22 protein-coding genes are annotated in these 20,963 nt (G+C 47.2%); 7 read left to right on the top strand and 15 right to left on the bottom strand.

All coding sequences use genetic code 11. The annotated features are described in order from the left end of the window. Positions 1-128: 128 nt before the first annotated feature. From AB1L17_RS28135 to AB1L17_RS28155, 5 genes are all read right to left on the bottom strand, one after another. Positions 129-596 (bottom strand): hypothetical protein, encoded by a 468-nt coding sequence (locus AB1L17_RS28135; protein ID WP_412848221.1) that lies wholly within the window; start codon positions 594-596, stop codon positions 129-131. A 76-nt stretch (positions 597-672) separates the two neighbouring features. After that, positions 673-987, bottom strand: a complete 315-nt coding sequence (locus AB1L17_RS28140; protein ID WP_015892313.1) for a hypothetical protein — start codon at positions 985-987, stop codon at positions 673-675. Positions 988-1,161: 174 nt separating this feature from the next. Continuing rightward, a complete protein-coding gene (locus AB1L17_RS28145) occupies positions 1,162-2,616 on the bottom strand; it encodes an LCP family glycopolymer transferase (RefSeq protein WP_412848222.1) in 1,455 nt (484 codons plus the stop codon). A 229-nt stretch (positions 2,617-2,845) separates the two neighbouring features. Continuing rightward, positions 2,846-2,983 (bottom strand): hypothetical protein, encoded by a 138-nt coding sequence (locus AB1L17_RS28150; RefSeq protein ID WP_167402436.1) that lies wholly within the window; start codon positions 2,981-2,983, stop codon positions 2,846-2,848. 59 nt (positions 2,984-3,042) lie between these two features. Beyond that, the gene (locus AB1L17_RS28155; protein ID WP_412848223.1) at positions 3,043-3,996 is read right to left on the bottom strand and encodes a carbohydrate kinase family protein; all 954 of its coding nucleotides are present in this window, start codon (positions 3,994-3,996) and stop codon (positions 3,043-3,045) included. A 229-nt stretch (positions 3,997-4,225) separates the two neighbouring features. On the opposite strand from AB1L17_RS28155, the gene AB1L17_RS28160 reads away from it, so the two are divergent. Further along, complete coding sequence (locus AB1L17_RS28160; RefSeq protein WP_412848224.1) at positions 4,226-5,443, top strand: MFS transporter; 1,218 nt, start codon at positions 4,226-4,228, stop codon at positions 5,441-5,443. 67 nt (positions 5,444-5,510) lie between these two features. On the opposite strand, the gene AB1L17_RS28165 is transcribed toward AB1L17_RS28160, so the two are convergent. From AB1L17_RS28165 to AB1L17_RS28175, 3 genes are all read right to left on the bottom strand, one after another. Next, complete coding sequence (locus AB1L17_RS28165; RefSeq protein ID WP_412848225.1) at positions 5,511-7,580, bottom strand: YecA family protein; 2,070 nt, start codon at positions 7,578-7,580, stop codon at positions 5,511-5,513. 81 nt (positions 7,581-7,661) lie between these two features. Then, on the bottom strand, positions 7,662-7,937 hold the full coding sequence (locus AB1L17_RS28170) for a hypothetical protein (RefSeq protein WP_412848226.1): 276 nt from the start codon (positions 7,935-7,937) through the stop codon (positions 7,662-7,664). After that, entirely contained in the window at positions 7,934-8,929 is a 996-nt protein-coding gene (locus AB1L17_RS28175; protein WP_412848227.1) for a hypothetical protein, read from the bottom strand. The genes AB1L17_RS28170 and AB1L17_RS28175 overlap by 4 nt, the downstream gene beginning before the upstream one ends. A 283-nt stretch (positions 8,930-9,212) precedes the next feature. On the opposite strand from AB1L17_RS28175, the gene AB1L17_RS28180 reads away from it, so the two are divergent. Together AB1L17_RS28180 and AB1L17_RS28185 are read left to right on the top strand one after the other, a co-directional pair. After that, positions 9,213-9,767, top strand: a complete 555-nt coding sequence (locus AB1L17_RS28180; protein WP_412848228.1) for an RNA polymerase sigma factor — start codon at positions 9,213-9,215, stop codon at positions 9,765-9,767. Then, a complete protein-coding gene (locus tag AB1L17_RS28185; protein WP_412848229.1) occupies positions 9,764-11,446 on the top strand; it encodes a DUF4179 domain-containing protein in 1,683 nt (560 codons plus the stop codon). Before AB1L17_RS28180 ends, AB1L17_RS28185 begins: the two co-directional genes overlap by 4 nt. Before the next feature lie 88 nt (positions 11,447-11,534). Here AB1L17_RS28185 and AB1L17_RS28190 read toward each other — a convergent pair whose 3' ends face one another. From AB1L17_RS28190 to AB1L17_RS28205, 4 genes are all read right to left on the bottom strand, one after another. Further along, positions 11,535-13,097, bottom strand: a complete 1,563-nt coding sequence (locus AB1L17_RS28190; protein ID WP_412848230.1) for a YcdB/YcdC domain-containing protein — start codon at positions 13,095-13,097, stop codon at positions 11,535-11,537. Between the two features lie 118 nt (positions 13,098-13,215). Next, positions 13,216-14,163 carry a 3'-5' exoribonuclease YhaM family protein gene (locus AB1L17_RS28195; protein WP_412848231.1) on the bottom strand — a complete coding sequence of 316 codons (948 nt, stop codon included), beginning with the start codon at positions 14,161-14,163 and terminating at the stop codon, positions 13,216-13,218. Between the two features lie 19 nt (positions 14,164-14,182). After that, on the bottom strand, positions 14,183-14,698 hold the full coding sequence (locus tag AB1L17_RS28200) for a YkvA family protein (RefSeq protein WP_412848232.1): 516 nt from the start codon (positions 14,696-14,698) through the stop codon (positions 14,183-14,185). Then, complete coding sequence (locus AB1L17_RS28205) at positions 14,691-15,320, bottom strand: DedA family protein (protein WP_412848233.1); 630 nt, start codon at positions 15,318-15,320, stop codon at positions 14,691-14,693. Before AB1L17_RS28205 ends, AB1L17_RS28200 begins: the two co-directional genes overlap by 8 nt. A gap of 213 nt (positions 15,321-15,533) precedes the next feature. Between AB1L17_RS28205 and AB1L17_RS28210 the strand changes: the two genes are divergently transcribed. Continuing rightward, positions 15,534-16,022 (top strand): DUF2062 domain-containing protein, encoded by a 489-nt coding sequence (locus AB1L17_RS28210; protein ID WP_412848234.1) that lies wholly within the window; start codon positions 15,534-15,536, stop codon positions 16,020-16,022. A gap of 76 nt (positions 16,023-16,098) precedes the next feature. Here the strand turns inward: AB1L17_RS28210 and AB1L17_RS28215 are convergent, their stop codons facing one another. From AB1L17_RS28215 to nadE, 3 genes are all read right to left on the bottom strand, one after another. Further along, positions 16,099-16,320, bottom strand: coding sequence for a hypothetical protein (locus AB1L17_RS28215; RefSeq protein WP_412848235.1), 222 nt, complete (start codon positions 16,318-16,320; stop codon positions 16,099-16,101). Positions 16,321-16,384: 64 nt separating this feature from the next. Next, a complete protein-coding gene (locus tag AB1L17_RS28220; RefSeq protein WP_412848236.1) occupies positions 16,385-17,209 on the bottom strand; it encodes an MBL fold metallo-hydrolase in 825 nt (274 codons plus the stop codon). Between the two features lie 2 nt (positions 17,210-17,211). Further along, entirely contained in the window at positions 17,212-17,964 is a 753-nt protein-coding gene (gene nadE, locus AB1L17_RS28225) for an NAD(+) synthase (protein ID WP_412848237.1), read from the bottom strand. 132 nt (positions 17,965-18,096) lie between these two features. Between nadE and map the strand changes: the two genes are divergently transcribed. The 3 genes from map to AB1L17_RS28240 all read left to right on the top strand — a co-directional run bounded on the left by map (position 18,097) and on the right by AB1L17_RS28240 (position 20,958). Further along, positions 18,097-18,843, top strand: coding sequence for a type I methionyl aminopeptidase (gene map / locus AB1L17_RS28230; RefSeq protein WP_412848238.1), 747 nt, complete (start codon positions 18,097-18,099; stop codon positions 18,841-18,843). Between the two features lie 90 nt (positions 18,844-18,933). Then, entirely contained in the window at positions 18,934-19,719 is a 786-nt protein-coding gene (locus tag AB1L17_RS28235) for a DUF1963 domain-containing protein (RefSeq protein ID WP_412848239.1), read from the top strand. A gap of 234 nt (positions 19,720-19,953) precedes the next feature. After that, positions 19,954-20,958 carry an LLM class flavin-dependent oxidoreductase gene (locus AB1L17_RS28240; protein WP_412848240.1) on the top strand — a complete coding sequence of 335 codons (1,005 nt, stop codon included), beginning with the start codon at positions 19,954-19,956 and terminating at the stop codon, positions 20,956-20,958. Positions 20,959-20,963 lie beyond the last annotated feature (5 nt).

The following is a 20,963-nucleotide window of genomic DNA, read 5'->3' on the forward strand; positions in this document are numbered from 1 at the left end:
AAGCTAATGGCTACTACTGCCTTCACCATTCGGGACTTTAACCCTAGAGATAACGCCCATGCTGGGCGCACATGAAAAAAAACTCAGGAATATGGCTCCTGAGCTTCAATTCTACGCAACTATTTTCATTAGCCTAGCTTGACGAGTGCACCCAAATCTGCGGAAAACCTCTCAATGGTCTCCACAAATGCCTCTTCCTCAGCCTCTGTGTGCGGCATTTGCACGACAAAGTGATAATCGAGCAGTACATTCGTTTCCGCCTGCTTGCCAGGCTCTACAAAGCGGCGCTTTTTCGTCAATGAGCACTCTGCTACCAGGCCTTTCGCTTGTGCCCATAATTGTTGAATCTCCTCGTCGTGCAAGCTGTACGGATAGTCGATCTCTACCTCAACCTCGCAGCTTTCCTCTTCCTCCAGCAAAAACAAATGGATGGAAGCCTTCGGTCGTTTCTCATCCTCTGCTTCGGAAAACGTGAGAATGACCTCTTGCCCTTCCGCCTCCTCCAATAAAGAGTGATCGGAGCGCAGTACGATATCCGAAATCATTCCATGCGCATTTAATTGCTGATTTAGTTTTTCTACCATGAATTGCAGCACGTACTTCTTTCCTCCTGTTTTACAATATCCTACTCGTAGCAGTATAACACGAGTACTATAGATGCGAAAAACCCCTTCACGAAGAAGGGGTCGGTGTGTTGTTGATATTTTTTTGATTCATGAATTCTGACAACCAAGCGCGACGTACTTCTTTGTTAGGACAGTAACCTAAAATGTAGCTTTCTCCGCGCATATATTTTTCCTTGATCCACTCTTTATGCTTGCGGAAAAAGGCATGCTGGAAATCAATCGGCATCTGCTGATATTCTTCCAAAGCTGAAGGGTTCTGGAGGAAAAAATCTTCATCATACACAAACTCTTCGTTTTGTTGGCGGCTGATCAGGTACACAAAAGCAATCACCAGGAACAGGTTCACCAAGAAAATCGTCATAGAAATCCCTCCAGTCAGTAATAATTATCTGATTAATCTGTCTTATCAGCATATTATTATTGTACCACGAATTTGGTGTTTTCTAAACCTTTTCCATAAACGATTTTTAAAAATTTCTTAAGAAACGACACAAAAAAACACCCGCTCGTCATGAACGGGTGTCATTCGTCATCTTTATGAATTCGAATTTGAGCCATCTGAAGTTGCAGGACCTGCATCCTCACCGGATGGTTGAAGGATATCTGGCGGCGGCGTAGATGTACTGCCGTTATTTCCTGTCGGTACATTTACAGGAGGTTGTGTTGAATCAGTCGCAGGCGTTTGTGTGTCTTGACCTTGCTCTGTCGACTGGCCATCTCCTTCTGGGGCCACGACATCAGGTGGCGGAATGGCTCCTTCATTCGTCGTACCATCTTGACCCTCTGTTTGTTCGGGTTCTTTTGGCGCCTCTGTTTTTGGTTTAGCTGGCGTAGATGCTGCTGACTCTGTCGGTTTCTTCTTTACGGTCTTCTTGTTACTGGTAGCAACCGCTTCACCAGTCCCGAGCACCGGCGAATTGTTCAACTTCGCTACAACACTATCAGACAAGCCCATTTCCGATTGCAAGGAATCGCGAACGGCTTCCAGCTTTTCTTTTTCGAGATAGGTGTAGCCGCCCTGCCAATAGGCACCGTTATCAAGCGCGGTGACTGTAGAAGCATTGAAGCCTTTGAAGTCGTAGGCCAAGCCTTTGATTTGATCCTTGGAAAGGTCAGTATGTATATTCTTAGCCCCTACGTCCATAACGTTGAAAATCTTGGTCAAACCTTCAAGAGAAGCCGCTTTGTCAACAACAGCCTTGATGACTTCTTGTTGACGTCGATTTCGGTCGAAGTCACTGGAGTAGTACTTCGTTCCACGATTGTCGTGGCGATGTCGCACATAACCGAGTGCTTGTTCGCCATTCAATGTTTGGAGTCCTGGCTGGAGATTGATATGTGTATCGTCAGTCGGATCATCGTATACCAGCCTGCGATCCACATTAACTTCCACGCCGCCCAATTCGTCGATGACCGCCTTGAAGCCATCGAAATCAACAGCAACAAAATGCTCAATCGGAATACCTAATATTTCATTGAGTGTTTTCTTGGTTAACGAAATTCCATCTTCTGTTACCGTCTTGTTATTGCGCTCTGCTTGCCTGCGCTCTGCTTCACCATTTGCGTAGACAGAGTTGATCTTGTGATAGTCGCGATAGCCTGGAATCTTGACGCGCGTGTCCCGCGGAATCGATACCATGGTAACTTTCTTGGTCTTCGGATTGGCAACTGCGACGATCATGACGTCTGTGTTCATAGAGCCAGTCTCAGGACGTGTATCCGATCCAAGCAAAACGAAAGACATCGGCTTATCGGAATGGTATGCAGGATCGATGTTTTGGGATACTGGCGAAGTAAATCCGCTGTTCGCAGGGCTCGTTACTTCCGTCAGAGTGTCTTCAATTTTCCAATAAATTGCTCCAGCCACACCGCCAACCAGCAGCAAGGTGATCAATGTGAAAGACACCAGTATTTTACGTATTTTGCGATTACGGCTCGGCTGTTTCTTTCGAGAAGCAGAAGCGCGTGTTTTCACAACAGTATCTGGCATATGAATCAGTCTCCTTGTTCGCGCACGCTTTTTGACAAAGTAAAGGGAGGCACGATTTTGAATTGTGCCACTCGACAATATGCACCACTTTTTTCTTCAGTTGGCAATACTCTGATTCAGGTATTGTATCATATCGTTGTCTGCATTTGTAGAAAAATGTTCCTCAAAACGAAAAGTCCCCCATCTTTTTGTCGATAAGGGGACTTTAGTAGCAGATGAAATGCTCGTATTATTGTAAGCCGCGTGGCGCCTGACTAAAACCTTGTACAGGACCGTCAGGACGCTTGTTTTTGGAGCGGTGAGAATCTCCGCCCTGGCGAACATGGCTTTCTTGTTTTCCGTTTACATCATTCGATTTCTTTTCCATGTAGTACACTCCTCCTCTGTTGTCGAACTAACGGGTAGTGTACGCCATGCTATGTATTTTCATTCTCTGTCGATGATCTGTCTCTCTTTTGCCGCATAATAATCTTTTCGTGCCAGGAGCGATTCGATGTCATAGCGGCCTTTTTCTTTGGTACTCATTTCGGCGAGAGCGACTCCGAATGCTGCTTGTTCGGTCAGGGAGAAAGCTTTGTTTTGGGCGTAAATGATACCCGCAGCAAACGCATCTCCTGCTGCCTCTCGAATAGGCATAGGTGGTGCCGCCAGCCATTTTTCTTCATGCCGAGAGCACAACCACAGCCCTGCTTCACCACAAATAACCATGACCTGATGAATACCTTCTGCCACCAATTTTTTTGCGCTCGCTTCCACATCATTATATGAATGGAGCGATTGACCGCCTAACACTTCGATTTCATCAATACTCGCGACTAGTATATGAACGCCTTCAAGCAACCCTCTCCATTTTTCCGCTTTTTTCACGGAGACTGGGTCTACGATGATCTTTTTGTCCAGTCGTCTCGCTTCAGCCAAAAATGCCCGCATGACCTCGACTGGAAGATTGGCATCCAGGAACAAACCTGCGGCCTGAGACAAACGCTTGAGACCTTGCTGTACAATCTCAGCAGGCCATTCTTCATTGACTTCCATATCGGCAACAGCCGTGTACAATTCACCGTCCAGATCACGAATGGCCAAATAACGTCCTGTCGATTTCCCTGCAATTCGCAGCATGCCATGAGTAGCCACTCCACTATTTGCCGTGACCTGTCTTAGCCACTCACCGTCTGAATCCTCTCCAACCAAAGCGAATAGCTGCACTTCTACCCCTAGCCACCCCAGATTTTCCGCCACGTTTCGAGCAACACCGCCTGCTGCTTGATGGACTTCACCCGGATTACTTGTTCCAGGCAGCAATCTGGCAGCAGTGACACCCTGCACGTCTACATTGGCTCCTCCCACGCATAGCCAGTATTCTGTTATACCTTCCAGCATTACAGCATTCCCCCTAGCCTTCTGCTCATGGTCTAGTCCATTGTGCTCCTCTCTTTTTTCGACAGTGTCTTCCGATTTACCTACCTCGTTAAAAACTTCTTGATTGGACAGATTACGTATTTCCAATCACCATATTACTGTCATACAGTAATGACGCTCAGTAGAATCCATGCTACAGTGTAAAAAATTGAAAAATTCGTTACTTAAGAAAGGTTGGGGATGAACTGACATGAGTGCCTCATCAACACCCATTCACTCAACATCTGCAGGAACTGCGGCACCGACGGTCTACCGCATGCTATTTGCAATCAGCATCGTTCATTTATTAAACGATAGCTTGCAAGCGGTCATCCCTGCATTGCTTCCCATCGTAGAGAAAAACCTAGCATTATCGTTTACACAAGTCGGAATGATTTTACTCGTCATGAATCTTACCGCCTCTGTCTTGCAACCAATTGTCGGTTACTTTTCTGATCGCAAATCGATACCTTTATTGCCTCCACTGGCTTTGATTGTATCTGGATTGGGAATGCTTCTCCTTGCTTTCTCCGGCAATTACTATTTGGTTCTTGTAGCTGTCGCCTGTGTCGGAATCGGCTCAGCGATCTTCCACCCCGAAGCCTCACGCTTCGCCCACTTAGCATCTGGTCCTCGCAGAGGGCTCGGACAGTCCATTTTTCAGGTCGGGGGCAATGCTGGGCAAGCACTCGCTCCCCTGATGACGATTCTGGTCTTTGCCAACCTGGGTCAGACTGGTGCCGCCTGGTTTCTACTGCCCGCTATACTCGCCAGCGGAATCTTGCTCTATGTCGCGCTATGGTACCGTGGACAACAGCGTTTGAAAAAAGCTGCGGCTGCAACTGTTACATATACGAATCGGAATAAGCGCCTGATCGCACTCGGTTTACTGGTTCTGATCGTCAGTGTGCGGTCCTGGATGAACGCTGGCTACCAAAGCTTTTATCAGTTTTATTTGATGTATGACAAGCATATGGAATACGCTAGTGCACAGCTTGTCATTTTTGGATTTCTTTTCGCAGGTGCCGTTGGGACATTTTTTGGTGGGCCGTTGTCAGATCGATTCGGAAAAAGGAACCTGCTCATTATATCCACACTCGGTTCCCTTCCGTTGACGCTCCTAACACCATACGTCTCTGGCTTTTGGACTTTTCCTTTACTAGTGATCAGCGGGTTCATCATGCTCTCCAGTTTCTCTGTCACAGTGGTATATGCTCAAGAGCTATTGCCTGGCAAAATCGGGACCGTATCGGGTCTGATTATCGGGCTTGCCTTTGGGATGGGTGGAATGGGAGCCCTCGTATTCGGTTACCTGGCAGATATCTTCAGCCTTAGCTTTGTCATTATTTTATGCTCATTCCTTCCATTGATTGGCTTTATGGGCTTCTTGCTGCCGAAAGACAAGACTCTCCGTGAATGGGTTCACTAAATTTTATAAAGACATGACAAAAAACCCGAGGACACAAATCCTCGGGTTTTCATTGCGATTAGGTGATTTACACCAATACACTTGTTGGTGCACCAAGCAATTGGGCAATGACTGGCGAATACACCTCAGGCGTACTGTACAGTCTCCAATTACCATCCTCACCTTGACCGAACAAGCCATGAATCAACCAATCTCCTGTCAGCATTGACCCCAACTCTGCGCCAATTGACAGCTTGATTGTCTCCCCGTTCGGGCGTTTAGCCGTACATCCAAAAGAAGTAATCTCTTCTACGAGCAGTGCTTCTTCTGTCATATCTTTGATCCCCATCGGGTTGCTGTAAAGATTCTGCGTCGCTTCTTTCTCCAGCACACCACGCAGGCGATAGGTTTCTGGCAACGCTTCCTTCAACTCCACGAACAGCGGCTGCATGACAGGATACAGCGTGTATGGCCCTTGCTTATCCAGCCACTTGAAAAAGGCCGTCAACACAGACAACAGATTCGTTGCCAATGTCTTTGTCGTTGCATCCGTGCGCGTGAAAACGTCGTGAACGAGGAAGTATACCAGGTCCTCTCTGCGCAGCTGCTCCCATGTGAAAGATGGACCAAATGCCCCTCTAACGAATGAGCGGAAGTTGTTCATAACCTCATCGTACTTTTTGACGGTTGCTTCTGACTTGCCTTCTGTCATCTCCTGCACAAAGCGATTGATGTCTGCGAGTCTGTCAGGATGTACCGTATACACACTCTCCGGCAAGCCCTCGATCAGTGGACGGCGCAGCAGGTTGTTCACATGCAGGCTGTCATTTGCCAATGAGAGGCGCGGTCGAAGCATGTCCATCCGGATGAAACGAGCCAAGCCTTGTCCGACTTTATGATCCTGTTCCATCTGCTCCATCAGCTGGTGGAGCTTTTCATGCAGAGCCTCGTTGTCTGTAGCTGCAACCAAGAGCGGAGCCAAATCATCGAGCTGCTCATGCGAGGTGACCAACCATTTTTCTGCAAAATACGTTTGGACTGCCCACTGCAAAACTTTTGGGGGCAAAGTCGGCTGACTCGTGATAAACAGGGTGCCTTTGGACAGACGTGAGCCCGTTGAGGTAAGAACGCGAATCTCCTCTTCGTTCTCAAACGCAAGCAGCAGCAAAATCTCTGCCACTTCGTCCAACTGCGCCGCGTAGCCTTCCAGGATCAGACTGTCATCCTGCAAAATCACTTCTGCCTGTACTTCGTATAGCTCCAGCAGAGCATCCTTTAAATTCGGGAACAAATGCTCTTCTTTGCGGGACGCATAAACCCATGTCTCCCGAGCTCCATCCCGTTTTTTCAGTTCGAATACGGGGTTCGACTCGATTACTTTTAACAGTTGTTTACGTTCTGGCATGGCATAGGTGCGGCGTAGAAGCGCATCTTGCTTAGGTGCTTCTGACTCACTTGCCGCTTCACCAAATTGAACGATAAAGTGATACAGCTCTGTTGTATAGCTTCTTTTGCTCGTATCTGTCTTCGCAGCTTCTACTTCTGGATGCTGATGCAACCATTCGAGCAGGCTTTCCTTGACATGTGGCTGCAAAATGATGCTGCCAGCGAATAGCATATCGCGCAGACCCAGATTTAGCAGGCGCCCCACGATCATTTGTCCAGGTACAACATTCAGCGTGTTGGCACGAAGCAGATAGTGTTTTTCTTCCGTAATTGGTTGTTGAACTGTGATGACATCACGATCAACTTCCATGATCTCGTAAACATTCAGGTGCAATCCAGCAAACGCACGGCGAAGATCAGGCTCCATCCGACGACCATGCTGCTTGATATAACTCTCAAGGAGTGTGCTTCCACCTGTTTTGATATCCAGTACACACCAGTTGAAAAAATGGGCTGCCCATTCAGCTTTTGCAACACTCTCTTGGGTCAAGCCAACCTCTTCGGCAAAACGATTTCGCGCTTCTTGAACCGTCTCACTGGTTACATTTGCGCCGACAAAATGGTTCAGTCTTTCTACCCAGCCAGCGTATTCTTTTTGCAGCTTTTGCTCGTGGCGGCTACGCAGCTCCGTAATCGGAGTGACAACCCCACAGCATTTTTTGTATTTTTTTCCGCTCCCGCAAGGGCACAGTTCGTTTCTTCCTACCGACATAGAGGGTTTGGATCTCCTTTCCATCCCACGCGGCATGCGCGGGGAATCATGCACAATCCCCCTATTTTACCGCATTATTCGTCATGTGTTCAAGTGTTCTCGCTTTGGTTCATGTGCGATACCCACATCCGTGTTGTTTCTTTCCCATTGAACAATAAATTGTTCCAGTCGATTCATCAACCTGACGATGCGCTGCTTCTCGCCCATGCATGCTGAAATAGCAGAGAGCTGGTTGGCGGCAAATAGCTCCACCACTTCCTGCTCCATTTCTTGAAGGCGAATCCGATAGCCCGCGATAACCTCGCGCAGGATGGCAAATCTCTGCTCTAACCGGATCGTAGCCTCAAGTTTACTCATTGTTGTTCACTGGTCGCCAGAACCTGTTGAATGCCAAGTACGATCTGCTCATGCTTATGTTTCTCTTTCATCAGCACTTCTATAGCTTGCATATTGCTTTGTTGAAAATGTGCGACAACCTCTTGGGACATTTCGTGGTTTCTTGTCTCCAAACGGTTGATGGCTTCTTGCATCAGTTTTTGTACTTCCTCGAGAACTTGCTGGTTGGTAACAGTAGACATAGTAGCTTCCTCCTTGGTAAATAGTAGTTCTTGTTGTTCTTCCACCTGGTGTAAGGGATTGGCTGGTTCTTCCAATGCAATTTCTTCTGAGACGGACTCGCTGTTTCCTATTGATACAGAAGGGGCGGCGACAGCAACCTCTTGGTCCGCCAGCTCTTCGTTGGAATCTTCGCTACGAGCAATGATGTACATGGTATCACCGTCAATGCGGAAGCGGTCATCTTGCGCAGGGAGAAAGGCGGCATCTACAGCAATTCCTACTTCCTGCTCCAGAAAATGGACTAGTGTACGAGCAGCTACTTGTGTAATGCCATTATCACGGCAAAACGCATACACTTGATCATTGCCCAATGTCCACTCTGCCAAAAACCATCTGCTATCGCCTTGATATTGCACAAAGCGAGGGTCGCGTTCCAATTGCAGCATACGAAGAATCTGGTTCCAGCCAAACTGCGTTTGACGACGCAGCTCTGCGACAATTTGCTCCAGCTTTTTTGGGGTTTGGCTTTCGCGCAAATAGCGATATGCCAGGTCGTACACCTGATGCGGCTGGTGGGTGATCTCTACGATCGCCTCTGAGCTCCCAACCCGCACAGGAGACTGCTCCATGTTCAACACTTTATCCAGTAGTGTCGTGCTGTCCAGATCCAAAAAAGCATTCAGCTCATTCGCTTCCATCCGGGAGCAGATCTCCGTACGTGGAAGGGAGCGCTCACCGGGCCGGAATACCTTCTTTACAATACTTGGTAGGGTATAAGTTGGCCGTTTCATTGCACTTTCTCCTTCTCGTGATCGGCATTGATTGCCAAATCAAATGGGAATCAAGTAGATATTCTACAAAAAGAAAAAAAATCCTACTTGCCATGAAGTGTTTATGAATTCCGACTAATAGCGTCGAGACGGGCTTTTCATTTCACACTCCAAATATTTTGATTTTTCATTCCTTTATGAAGGTGGGACGTTTTTATCTTACTTTTCGTATTAGTAGTGTCAAAAGTAACAAACGATCATGGTTGCGCGCATCAAGCTTTTTTTATACATAGGAGGAGACCAGATGGAGGAAGATCAATCGATCATCGCGCAAGTCTTGCAGGGCGACAAGGAAGCCTACGCGAAGATCATTACAAGATACCACGGAAAAGTCATTTCCGTTCTTCGCAAGATGCTGGGTCATACGCCAAACGAGCAGGATACCGTACAGGAAATATTCATCAAAACCTATTATTTACTACCCGAATACAAACCTTCGCATGCTTTCTCGTCATGGTTGTACCGGATCGCGGCTAATTACTGTGTGGACGAGCTACGGAAGCACATGAGAGCACCAGCGTTTACCCATGCACACATCGAACCCGCAGATCATGATACACCGGAGAGTGCCTTATTGGAAAAAGAAGAGCAGCAATTGCTCAGGCAGCAAATGATGGAAGTAGAAGAAAAGTATCGGGTCGTCCTCGAGATGCGCTATCTCGAAGCATTGAGTTGTGAGGAGATCGGGGAAAAGCTGGACATTCCATCGAGTACCGTGCGGACGCGCCTATCTCGGGGAAAAGACAAGCTCAGAGCAGTAATTAGTAAAGCCGGGCTTAGGAGGGATTGGGGGAAATGAATTGCTCATACAAAAGTCAGCTCTCTTTGTATCTTCAGGGCCAGCTTGGAGGAGACGCATCTGCATGGATGGCCGAACATCTTGAACAATGCAGCCACTGCCAGCTACAGCTCCAGCTTTATTTGGGGGAAATCGATAATCCAGACGACTGGGACAGCGTAGCAGAGTATACCCAAACAATCGTGCAGCAAGTCATTAACAACATTCCTCCCTACCCATTGCATGTCATAAAACGCCAGAAAACCATCAGCCATCAGAAGCCAAACAGATGGGTAGCAAGGAGCATCGATATCATGAAAAAAGCGACTATTGCGGTAGCAGGATTTGCCGCCGTTATTTATTTTGGCACACTTACCTCGCCTACTTTTGCTACGTATGTCAACAGCTTGGTTAGCCCCAAGTTGGAACAACAGCAGCGAACAGATAGCCTGTTTGAGAAATATCCAGACGATCCATTCATCTCCCGAGGTGTTCAACAGGGCTATACCAAAAAAGTCAATATGCAGGCCACAGACAAAGGATTCACAGTGGATATAAAAGAGATTATGGCAGATACCAAAGACGTCCGCATCATTCTCGGAATCACTGACGCTAATGGACGCCCGATAGAATCGTTGTTCAATCTGTTTCCCAACGACAGGGATGAGAGAGATGCCGTGTATGATATCAAAATTACCGATCAGGAGGGTAAGCTCTATCACTCAAATGACCTGCCCCCTCGCATGTCCGTACTAGGGGAAAACAACAGCTTAATGATGCTCACTCAACCACTGTCGCCCTATTTTACGACCAAGATCGAAATCCCTGCAAAACTCAATGTCGATGTTTCCTTCCATCAGATTGGCAAGGAAAAAGGAAAATGGGCAGTGACTATCCCTGTCGACATTTCCAAAGCCCAAAAAGACACGACGATCATTCCGATCAACCAGACATACCAGTCACCAGACGGCGTGGGGTATGATTTGAAGCAAGTCAAGCTGACCCCGGGCCAGACGGAAATCTTGCTGGGAATTGCGGGTCACGACGGGGAAGACAAGAACTTGGCCTTTGAAATCGTGGATGATAAAGGAACCGTACTCGCTGCCTGGACCGAGTTAGACCTCTATCAGTCAGACGATGATATTCCCCATCCTGTCAAACAGAACATTATTTATGAAAAGCTCTTGAAAACGGCTGATCAAAAACGAAACTATTTCATCACGCTCAATAATTTGCCGACCGATCAAAGCCTCATCTTCAGGCTTAGCAAAACGTACCATGACGAACCGGTGAAGGCAGTAGAAATGAAGCTGAACACAGAAGAGTTAACGAGCAAAAAAATAACGGCTGCAAGCAATGGGCATACCCTTACCTTTTCAAACTATTCCGTGCAGGAGCTCACCAATGATGCTGGCAAAAAAGAATGGTATCCACAGATGGATGTAAACGCCACTCTCGCCCCGGGTGTGATGGATATTAATAGGTGGTCAGTGAAAGACGAGAATGGAAAAGATTATAGTCTTTTCTACTTCACAGGAAACAGAACGCCAGACATGAATGGAAATATCAAAATGAGCGGACAATTGCTTCTCGATTATGGGCTCGAGGCACCACCAAAAGAACTCACCATCTCGTACAAGTCGCAAGTAAAAGTAAAAAACGATGTTGATTGGGAAGTCGCGCTTCCGCTAAAAGAGTAACGCTCGTCGTCATACGCTCTGAAAGGCCCCCCATGTTTATTTCTCAACCATAGGGGGCCTCTCTTCATTTGGCCGCCACACTCAACACTTAATCAGCAGCTGTCCATTCGAGCCAGCTCTCCTCGACTTTGCCTGTAGCTGCATCAACCTGCAGCGCCTTGGCATTCAAAGTAGGCAGATAAGCCAATTGCGGCAGCTTTGCTGAATGTTTGCCAATTCTCGGATACCAATACGCCAGTCGCAACTCCGCTTGTTTGCCATATGCCTCTGTAGCCTTGTCGACTGAAACGAGTCCCTCTTTGCTTAACGAGGCAGGGACCGACGGCAAATCGTTTACTTTTGCCAATACGATAAGACCCTTCTTCGCATCCACTTCGATGTAGAACAACGGCTTCTTTGTAGGGATGCCGTTGCTCTCTGGATAAAAGGCAAAGCTGCTGACAGGTCGCACGAGGTTTTGATCAGCCCAGCCCGGCAAGCTTTTCACTAGATGGGTTTCTTTCACCGAGAAAGCCTGTTCTTTGGAGAGCAAGTATTTGGTGACAAACTGAACGGCCACTTCTTTTGCCTCGTCATCTGACAATGGTTTTTCAAGTTCCTTTTCGACGGAGCCGTCCAGCTTGATTTCGATTGGTGCTTTTGTTTTGCGGTCGAGAGTGATCGCCGCACTTTGATAGGATCTCGCCCTCCATTCATGGCGATCGATGTCACTGTTTTTATACTTTTTGTCTTCTGTTACATTGTTGTATGTGCGTTCTTTCAGATTCAGCGCAAAATCCTTCTCCAGCATCTGCTCCATCTTTTTCGTGTCGAGCCATACAGAGAGGTCAGCTGTTCCTTTGATGTTCATTCTTTCCCTATCAGTTTTAAAGACGTCAGAGATATCTTCTCCAGTCAATGCGTCCATAATCGGCAATTGGTCAGGCACGTAGACGAGCTTCCCTGCCCTCTCATCGTATGCCAGCTCCAAGGAAACTTTGTCACGCCACTCCTCCCTCACCTTTTCCAGCGGGATTGCTTTGGCAGGGTCTGCTACCTCTGCTGGCGTCGGGAGCTTCACCTTTTCTTGCTGAAAGCGGACGACCTGCCCATTTGCATCAACCATCACACGTGCTGTCTCTTTATCGACCCACGTATTGTTCAGCTGTGGATACACACTGACTACTGCCAAATTGTCCAGTTCAGAAGCACGGTCTACCGAGATCTTCGCTTGCGGGGATATCACATGGTCAACTGCGATGTAATTGCGAATAAAATCGACAGCCTTTTGATAAGCTTCTTTTTGATTGAGTTTGGTTGTTTTGTCCCGGTTTACATCATGCAATACCAGTTGGGTCAGATCTCCATCTGCGTTCGTTGATAGTCTCAGCGTCGTATTCGTTGTAATGACACTCTTTCGATCAGAGAGGTTGATGGCATAACCCGAGTTGCTTGTCCCGCCGAAGTAATCAACATGAAGGCTCTCCAAAAGTGGCACATAGTCCTCCTTCAATTCTTTCAGCAGGTGAACGATGTCCGCAGGTAACTCGATTGGTTCCAGCTTTGATTTACCATCGTACGCATAGACGGAATATGGATGTACTGCGGTCAGCGGTACCGTGAGCATGCCAACAGCGAGGACGAGCATCGCAGCCTTGTTTCGCATTTTCATACAAATCCCCCCAGAAAATCAGTTATAAGTAATACGGGTTTGTTATCACAAACGTTTCTGATTAATCTAAAAAAAGCCAACTGCCTTTACTGAGCAGTTGGCTTTCTCGTTTCCATTTCTAATACCCACGCCAGACTTTCCGTCTTAGCACACCAGCATACGCCCATTCCTCTTCTTCCGTCATATCCGCTAGCGTTTGGCCCAATGCATTCATTTTGCTGTCGATTTGGTCAAGGTAGTGGAACATGACAGCCGTCGGAGTCTTTCCAGACACAGCGCTACCCCAGCCGTTTTCTACTTCTCCATGGTGACTCAAAATGCAATGCTTCAAGTGCAGAACCTCAGCGTCTCCAAGAGGAATATCCAGCTTGCGACAAATGCCGCTCACCATCTCGACTCCCATGACCAGATGACCAATTAACTGACCCGGCGTAGTGTAATCCGGAGCGATTGGATCGGATAGCTCATACAGTTTACCGATATCATGCAGAATACAAGTAGCATACAGGACATCTCTGTCCACTTGTGGATACAGAGGCAAGAGACTCTGTGCCGCAGTCAAAAGGGAAACGATATGCTCCAGCAAGCCATGGTAATAGTTGTGATGCATGCGAACGCCAGCCGGATAATGACGAAGGCGATCACGAACCTCTTCTGTCGATAAAGCATCTTGAATAATCGCCTTAAGCGTGGCACTTTGCAGGCTGTCAACCGTTTGGGTAAGCTTTGTCCATAATTCATCTACCGGCACAGGAGAAATCGGGATGAGCGACTCCATCTGCACTTCGTCTGATGCGGACGCCGGTCTGATTCGTTGAATGACCAGCTGCTTTTTCCCGCGATACATTTGGACGGCAGCATCGATCTTCACCACCGTCTTCACGTTGATCCATTCCTTCATTTCAGCACTGACATCCCACAGCTTTGCCATGATTGTACCGGAGCGATCCCCTAACTCCAGATTCAAGTATTCGCTCTGGTTACTAGCTACGCCAGCCTCTTTGTTTTTGATCAAACAAAAAGCGACAACTCGTTCTCCCTCTTGATAATCCATTAAAAATTTCATCTATTTGTCCCATCCTAGCCTATTTTTTTCGGAACAGGGTTTCTTCCAGCTTCCTCACCATTTTCTTGCCTACCAGATCATCCGCTGACTTGATCACCTTCGTAATCACGGCTAACAGATCTTCCTCCCCATTCCAATGCTCACGTACGATTGCTTCATCGATATCGACTAAAATCTTGCGCAGGGCGTACACAGCCAAAATGACATCGTCCACAAGCCCAAAGCCACCGATTAATACCTCGGGAATGAAATCAACCGGCGTGATAAAATACGCAACGGCCACGCCTGCTACGGCTTTGGATTGAACACCTACGCGCTTGTCCAGCATCAATCGGGCCAAAAGAACAAACAAGTCTGGCGCAAGCAAAATAAAATTGGCCACAGACTCATTGACGCCCTTATCTGTAATGAACGTTTCAATTTTGGCTCGTAATTTATCATAAAATCTCTGATGTTTTTCCGGTAATACTACAGGAACCAGCTCCGTTGGTTTATGAACCACAGGCACATTTTGGTTGTGGTTATCTTCACTCATTCTGATCCCTCCGTAATTGCTTTTTTGCTCTTGCCTTATGTCTGAAATAAGAAAAGGCTGCAATCAACGCGAGCAAAGCGATAAAGAAAATAGCTAGGTTACGAGCAATCAAGTTAAATAACTCATCCCAGCGCTCTCCTAATTGCCATCCAAGCGTCACGAATAGCAAGCTCCAAAACAGCCCTCCCGTATAGGTAAAAAGCAGGAAGGTCGGAAATGGCAGCCGTGTTATCCCTGCAAAGTAGGCAGTAAACTGACGAACACCTGGTATGAAATAACCTAATGGCAGCGCCCATTTACCGACACGATTAAACCACTCTTCCGTTTTTTTGTAAACCGTATAGCCCATTCCCAGTCGTTTCCCATACTTTTCGAGAAAAGGGTAGCCTAATGTTCTGCCGATCCAATATGCCACCGTCATCGCAGTAACGGAACCGAGAAAGCAGACAAAAAAGGTTGGCCAAAATGACAATTTTCCTGTTGAAACAAGAAATCCAGAAAAAACGAGCAGCGTTTCTTCAGGCAAGGGCATCCCCAAAATCCCTAGAAAAAACAATCCAAACAAGGCGCCATATCCATATTGCGAAATATAGTCACCAAAGGTTCCCATTACATCTTCCACAATTGTCACCACTTTTCTAGCATGCTGCCCTCTTCCATTATGCCAAAAGAAAGGCGCATTCACAAATCAGAGCTTTATAGGCAACTATTAATTTTTGCCAACTTGGAAATACTCTACAGCATCAAGCAATAAACAAATCCAGCTTCGCCATTCGTATGAACCCTTAGGGGATTCTACAGACAAATGACTTGGGACAAACGAGGGATAACACGGATGTGGAAAAAAGGATATCGCAAGCTAAAAATCGAGTACTACAAAGTGATGCGAATGAAAGGGGCTCCAGCTTTTGTCGCCCGCGGATTTTCGTTAGGAATGTTCATTGAGTTCATTACCCTGCCTACTTTTGGCCTCGCTTTTCTGTTGCTTTTCCCACTGTGCAAGTTCTTTCGCGCCAGTCTTCCCGCTGGCTTGGTTGCATTTGTCATTGGAAAGCTCATCTTACCGATCTTCGTGATTTTCAATTACAATATTGGATACGTGTTGATCGGCAAACCGTTACAAGGGCATACAAGCCACAATATGGAGCCTTGGATGCAATGGCTTGTCTGGGTGAAAGAAAAAGGACTTGCCTATTTTACAGGGAGTGCAGTCATGGGTCTTTTGGTCGCGTTTGCGAGCTATTTTCTCATCTTATCTGCCCTTCAATTGTATCGCCGCAGGAAAATCCGCCGCTCGTTGCCCGAGGGCAGTCCTACACCTTAACTCAACATGTGTATCGAACGTAAAAAAAGACCGGTCCGACAATTAGTTGTCAGTCCGGTCTTTTTGGCTCGCAATGTTATGCAAAGTAGCCTTTATCGCGCAGATGCTCCATGATTTCGGCAACAGTACTGTCTTCTTTCAAGAGCTCCAAGGTCACTTCTACTTGCTCTGGGGACAGGCCGTTCGCACCCAGGCTTTCCTTGATCAACACGTAGTTAGGGCGACGGAAGTACGTTTGCAACGTACGCTTCACTCGTCCTTCCAGACTTGTTCTTAGCATCAATTCAGTCGTCGACATCTGTTCCACCTCTTTCCTAGAAAGATTTGCGTAACCCCTATTATCTTATAAAACCGTGGAATAATCAACCTTTCTGCGAAATAGCTTCCTTGTATAGTTGATCCCGGTTTTGGTCATGGGCAGAACGAAGGTACTCATTGATAGGTAAACCGTCATACGTCATTTGAGAAAATCGCTCTGCGAGTACATTTTCTTCAACATTATTGGCTATACCCTCGAAAATAATTGCACGTGCATCTAGCAAGTACTGTCGATCCCGTTCAATTCTATGCAAAATTTCCTTTTGCCCTTTTGCGGGTATACCGTGTCCCGGAATGACTTCTTCCACCTCTCCGGAAACGACCAGCTGTTCGATTTTTTCCAGGCTCTCCAGATAGGCGCTGCTATCCTCGATAAACGGAAACTCCAGATTGGAAAGCATGTCACCGACAACAAGCAGCTTCTGATCACGGAAAAGGGTCGCCATTTGATCTGCTGTATGACCTGGTACAGGCAAGAAAAATACGTCCTGCCATTCTTGTGCTTCATCTACAAGCTTCGTGAATGCTGGCATTCCTACTTCATAAGTTCTGACCACATAGTATGACACATCAAATCGTTTTGCCTTGTTCAGCTTCTTTTCGATTCGTCCAGCATGGAGGATTTCTTTCTGCGCAATGATCTTGGCATCCGTAAATTTGCCGACACCGACAACGTGATCCCAATCTCCGTGAGTCAGGACGAGAATGAGCTCTCTCCCATTTCTCTCCCTTTGTACATAATCCGAAATCGCCTCAATCTCGTGAGGAAAATAAGCTGGATCAAACAAGTAAAGTCTTTGCTCGGTCGATACTACTGCGCTGGTCGTTTGCCACAGACAACTGGTGAACAGCTTGTAGGATTGTGCCATGTCTATATACCCGGCATGATGTTGCGCTTGTGCTCAGAGATTCGATGCAAGTAATCAATACGTTCTTTGGCCTCTGGGCGAGTCTCACCTGTAATCAGCAATCGATCCAGGTCTTCGTAAGTGAAGCCCATTTCCTGCTCATCGGTTTGCCCTTCCCACAAATCGGCAGAAGGCGGCTTGGTAATGATCGCTCCCGGCACTCCAAGCTCAGCAGCGAGAATACGCATTTCATGCTTCGTCAGGCTCGCTACCGGATTAAAGTCAGCGAGACCGTCTCCGCCCTTTGTCATATAGCCAACATGAATTTCACTTCGGTTGCACGTATCTGCTACCAAGTATCCTTTTTGGTTCGCAATTGCATAGAGTACGGTCATACGCAAACGAGCCTTTGTATTCCCCTTCGTCTTGTCGTCAAGCGCCAGTACACCTTCGATAGCAGGAACGAGAGCGTCATAGGCAGGTCCTACATCAACCGTGTGCAAATTCAACCCGATCGCTTCAGCCAGTCTTTTCGAATCTTCTTCATGAACCGTTTGCGAGTAAGCAGGCAGCCATACGCCAATGACGCGTTCGGAACCTAGTGCACGTACACATAGCGCTGCTGTTACAGCACTGTCAATCCCACCTGAAATACCAACGACTGCACCACCGAGACCATTTCCGTCAATTTGCTCACGAATAAATGCAATACGTTTTTCCACATCTTCTTTTACATGAATCTGGTAGTTCGCCAGATGTTCTTGAAACTTGTCCACGCTACCTACCCCCAAGGTTGATTATCTCTTCCTCATCCTACCATGCGGTTTTCAGTGTGGCAATTGGCGCAGAACGGGACTACACTATATACTATAGAGATATCTGAACTAACGAGGAGAAGGAGAGAGTCGATGATTATCCTCAAAACACCCGAAGAAATTGAACTCATGCATGCAGCAGGCAAGATTTTGGCTGCTTGTCACCGTGAGATTGCCAAGTTGATTCGCCCTGGTATTTCTACCTGGGAAATTGATCAATTTGTAGAAGAATTCCTGGCCAAAAACGGCGCGACCCCTGAACAAAAAGGGTTTCACGGATATCCATATGCCACTTGCGGTTCAGTTAATGATGTCATCTGCCATGGCTTCCCGAAAAAAGAGCCTCTGCGTGATGGCGATATCGTAACGATCGACATGGTTGTTCGCAAAAACGGTTGGCTGGCTGACTCCGCTTGGTCTTATGAAGTGGGAACGGTTTCCCCGGAAGCGAAAAGACTCTTGGAAGTGACAGAAAAATCGCTGTACCTCGGTATTGAGCAAGCAGTCGTAGGCAACCGGATCGGTGACATTTCGCACGCGATCCAAACCTACGCGCAAGATCAGGGATACTCCGTCGTACGCGATTTCACCGGACATGGCATTGGTCAGGAAATGCATGAGGAGCCATTCGTTCCTCACTTTGGCCCTCCAGGAAGAGGACAACGCCTCAAAGAGGGCATGGTCATTACCATCGAGCCCATGCTGAATATCGGTACGTACCATGCGAAAGTCGATGAAGATGGCTGGACTGCACGTACGCGTGACGGCAAGCTGTCGGCTCAATACGAGCACACCCTTGCTATTACTGCGAATGGTCCTGTTATCTTGACTAAACAATAAGAATGAACGAAAAACCCTTGTGAGAGATATTATGGCTGTCGAGAAAATCGACAGCCATTTTTATTTTGTTATCTAAATTATTCAACCTTTTTGAAAGAATACCGAAATTTCATTCTCGAGCATGCTGAGCCTTTCGTAAATATCGTCGTCGAGGAGGAAGAGAATTACGAGACGATCGGCAACAGCCGGATCGCAGGATACCCAGATTTGCCTCCCGGGCTCGTTTGGCCCTGTGTTGATGATGACCATTACTACACATTTATTGCCCAATTCAATATGAGCGAACTTCCCGCAGGTACACTCGATTTCTTCCCTAAGCACGGCATGCTCTATTTCTTCCTTGGTTTGGATGAGCCTGCCTCTGACGTCGATCATCGGATCTTCTATTACGATGGAGAGATGAGCCTTCTAAAAAAGACACTTCCGCCAGCGGATAAGGAAGAAATCACAAGTGATGATCGTAATTTTACCGGTGTAAAAATATCCTTCGAGCCTGGTGTAACGGTGAAATTCGATAGTGAATTGGGAAATTATTTGTATGAGCACGACGAAGAGCTGTACGATAAGCTTTACCGCCATCATGACACTATATGGGGACAGGATGAAGCATTCACCCACGATCATAGTATGGATGCCTACTTTTGTCGAAATGGGTTACAAAGGCTTATATACCAGTACTACAGAACAGAGGAACAGATCAGAGAAGAAGCACAGAAGATGCAAGAACAGAATTGGCACCAGCTGTTCAAGCTTTCCTCGTTGGATAAGGCGCGTATGTGTTGGTGGGATGTTGGTTATCTTCAGTTTTACATCAGCAAAAAGGATCTTGAAAAACGGATTTTTTCCAATACGTATGCGTGTATCGAATCCAGCTAGATTGAGTATGATGCACTGCTGTAAAAATAGCTGCCGAGACTTTCTCGACAGCCTGAAAAGCCCTTGCGAGGGCTTTTTCTTTTTAACCAATGTGCTTCAGCAGCCCATCCAAACGTTGACATTGATTCTTCAAGTCCTTATGATGCAAGTACGTTTGTTACTAATGAGTAACAAACTAATATTGATTGTATATCGTTGGCGCAACTGCTCATTTATAAGGAGGGTTCATTCCCCATGCTATTAAGAGAGATACCTCTGTCCGTCCTGGATTTAGCACCGATTACGGAAGGCAGCAACGCTGCTGAGTCGTACAAAAATAGCCTCGATCTCGCGCAAAAAGTTGAAAATTGGGGCTTTACGCGTTACTGGCTAGCCGAACATCACGCCATGCCCAGTGTAGCCAGCTCTGCCACCTCCGTCCTTATCGGTTACATCGCCGGTGGCACCAGCAAAATCCGTGTAGGCTCGGGAGGCATTATGCTGCCCAACCATGCTCCGCTTGTCATTGCCGAGCAATTCGGGACTCTGGAGTCTCTCTATCCCGGACGGATCGACTTGGGGCTCGGGCGCGCACCAGGAGCTGACCAACGTACAGCACGTGCACTACGCCGGGACTTGCGGATTGGCGGAGAAGATTTCCCGGAGCTATTGGAGGAGCTACGTGAATATCTTCGTCCACGAACAAACGAGTCGGCATCAGCTATTCGCGCTATCCCAGGCGAAGGTCTGAATATCCCGATCTGGCTGCTCGGTTCCAGCGATTTTTCAGCACGACTGGCGGGTATGCTTGGATTGCCGTTTGCCTTTGCTGGACATTTTTCACCTAACTTTACCTTGCCTGCACTGCAAACGTATCGCCATTGCTTCCGTCCATCTGAAGTGCTGGATCAGCCATATGCCATGGTTGGCGTCAACGTAATGGCCGCAGACACAGATGAACTCGCGAATCGCCTGGCCACCTCCCACTATCAGGCGTTCTTAAATCTCGTCCGCGGCGATCTTAAGCCAATTCAGCCACCTGTGGACAATATGGATGGGCTATGGAGTGAATTCGAAAAGCTGTCTGTTCAAGCACAGCTGCGCTCTTCTATTATCGGTAGTCCTGCCACGGTGAAAAGCAAGCTTCAAGAGCTACTGGATGCTACAGGAGCAGATGAGCTCATGATTACGACACAAATGTATCATCATGCAGATCGTATACGTTCCTTTGAAATCGTCAAAGACGTCTGGAAGTCCTAACTGGA

This window comes from Brevibacillus jepli, from assembly GCF_047229145.1.
Classification (GTDB): domain Bacteria; phylum Bacillota; class Bacilli; order Brevibacillales; family Brevibacillaceae; genus Brevibacillus.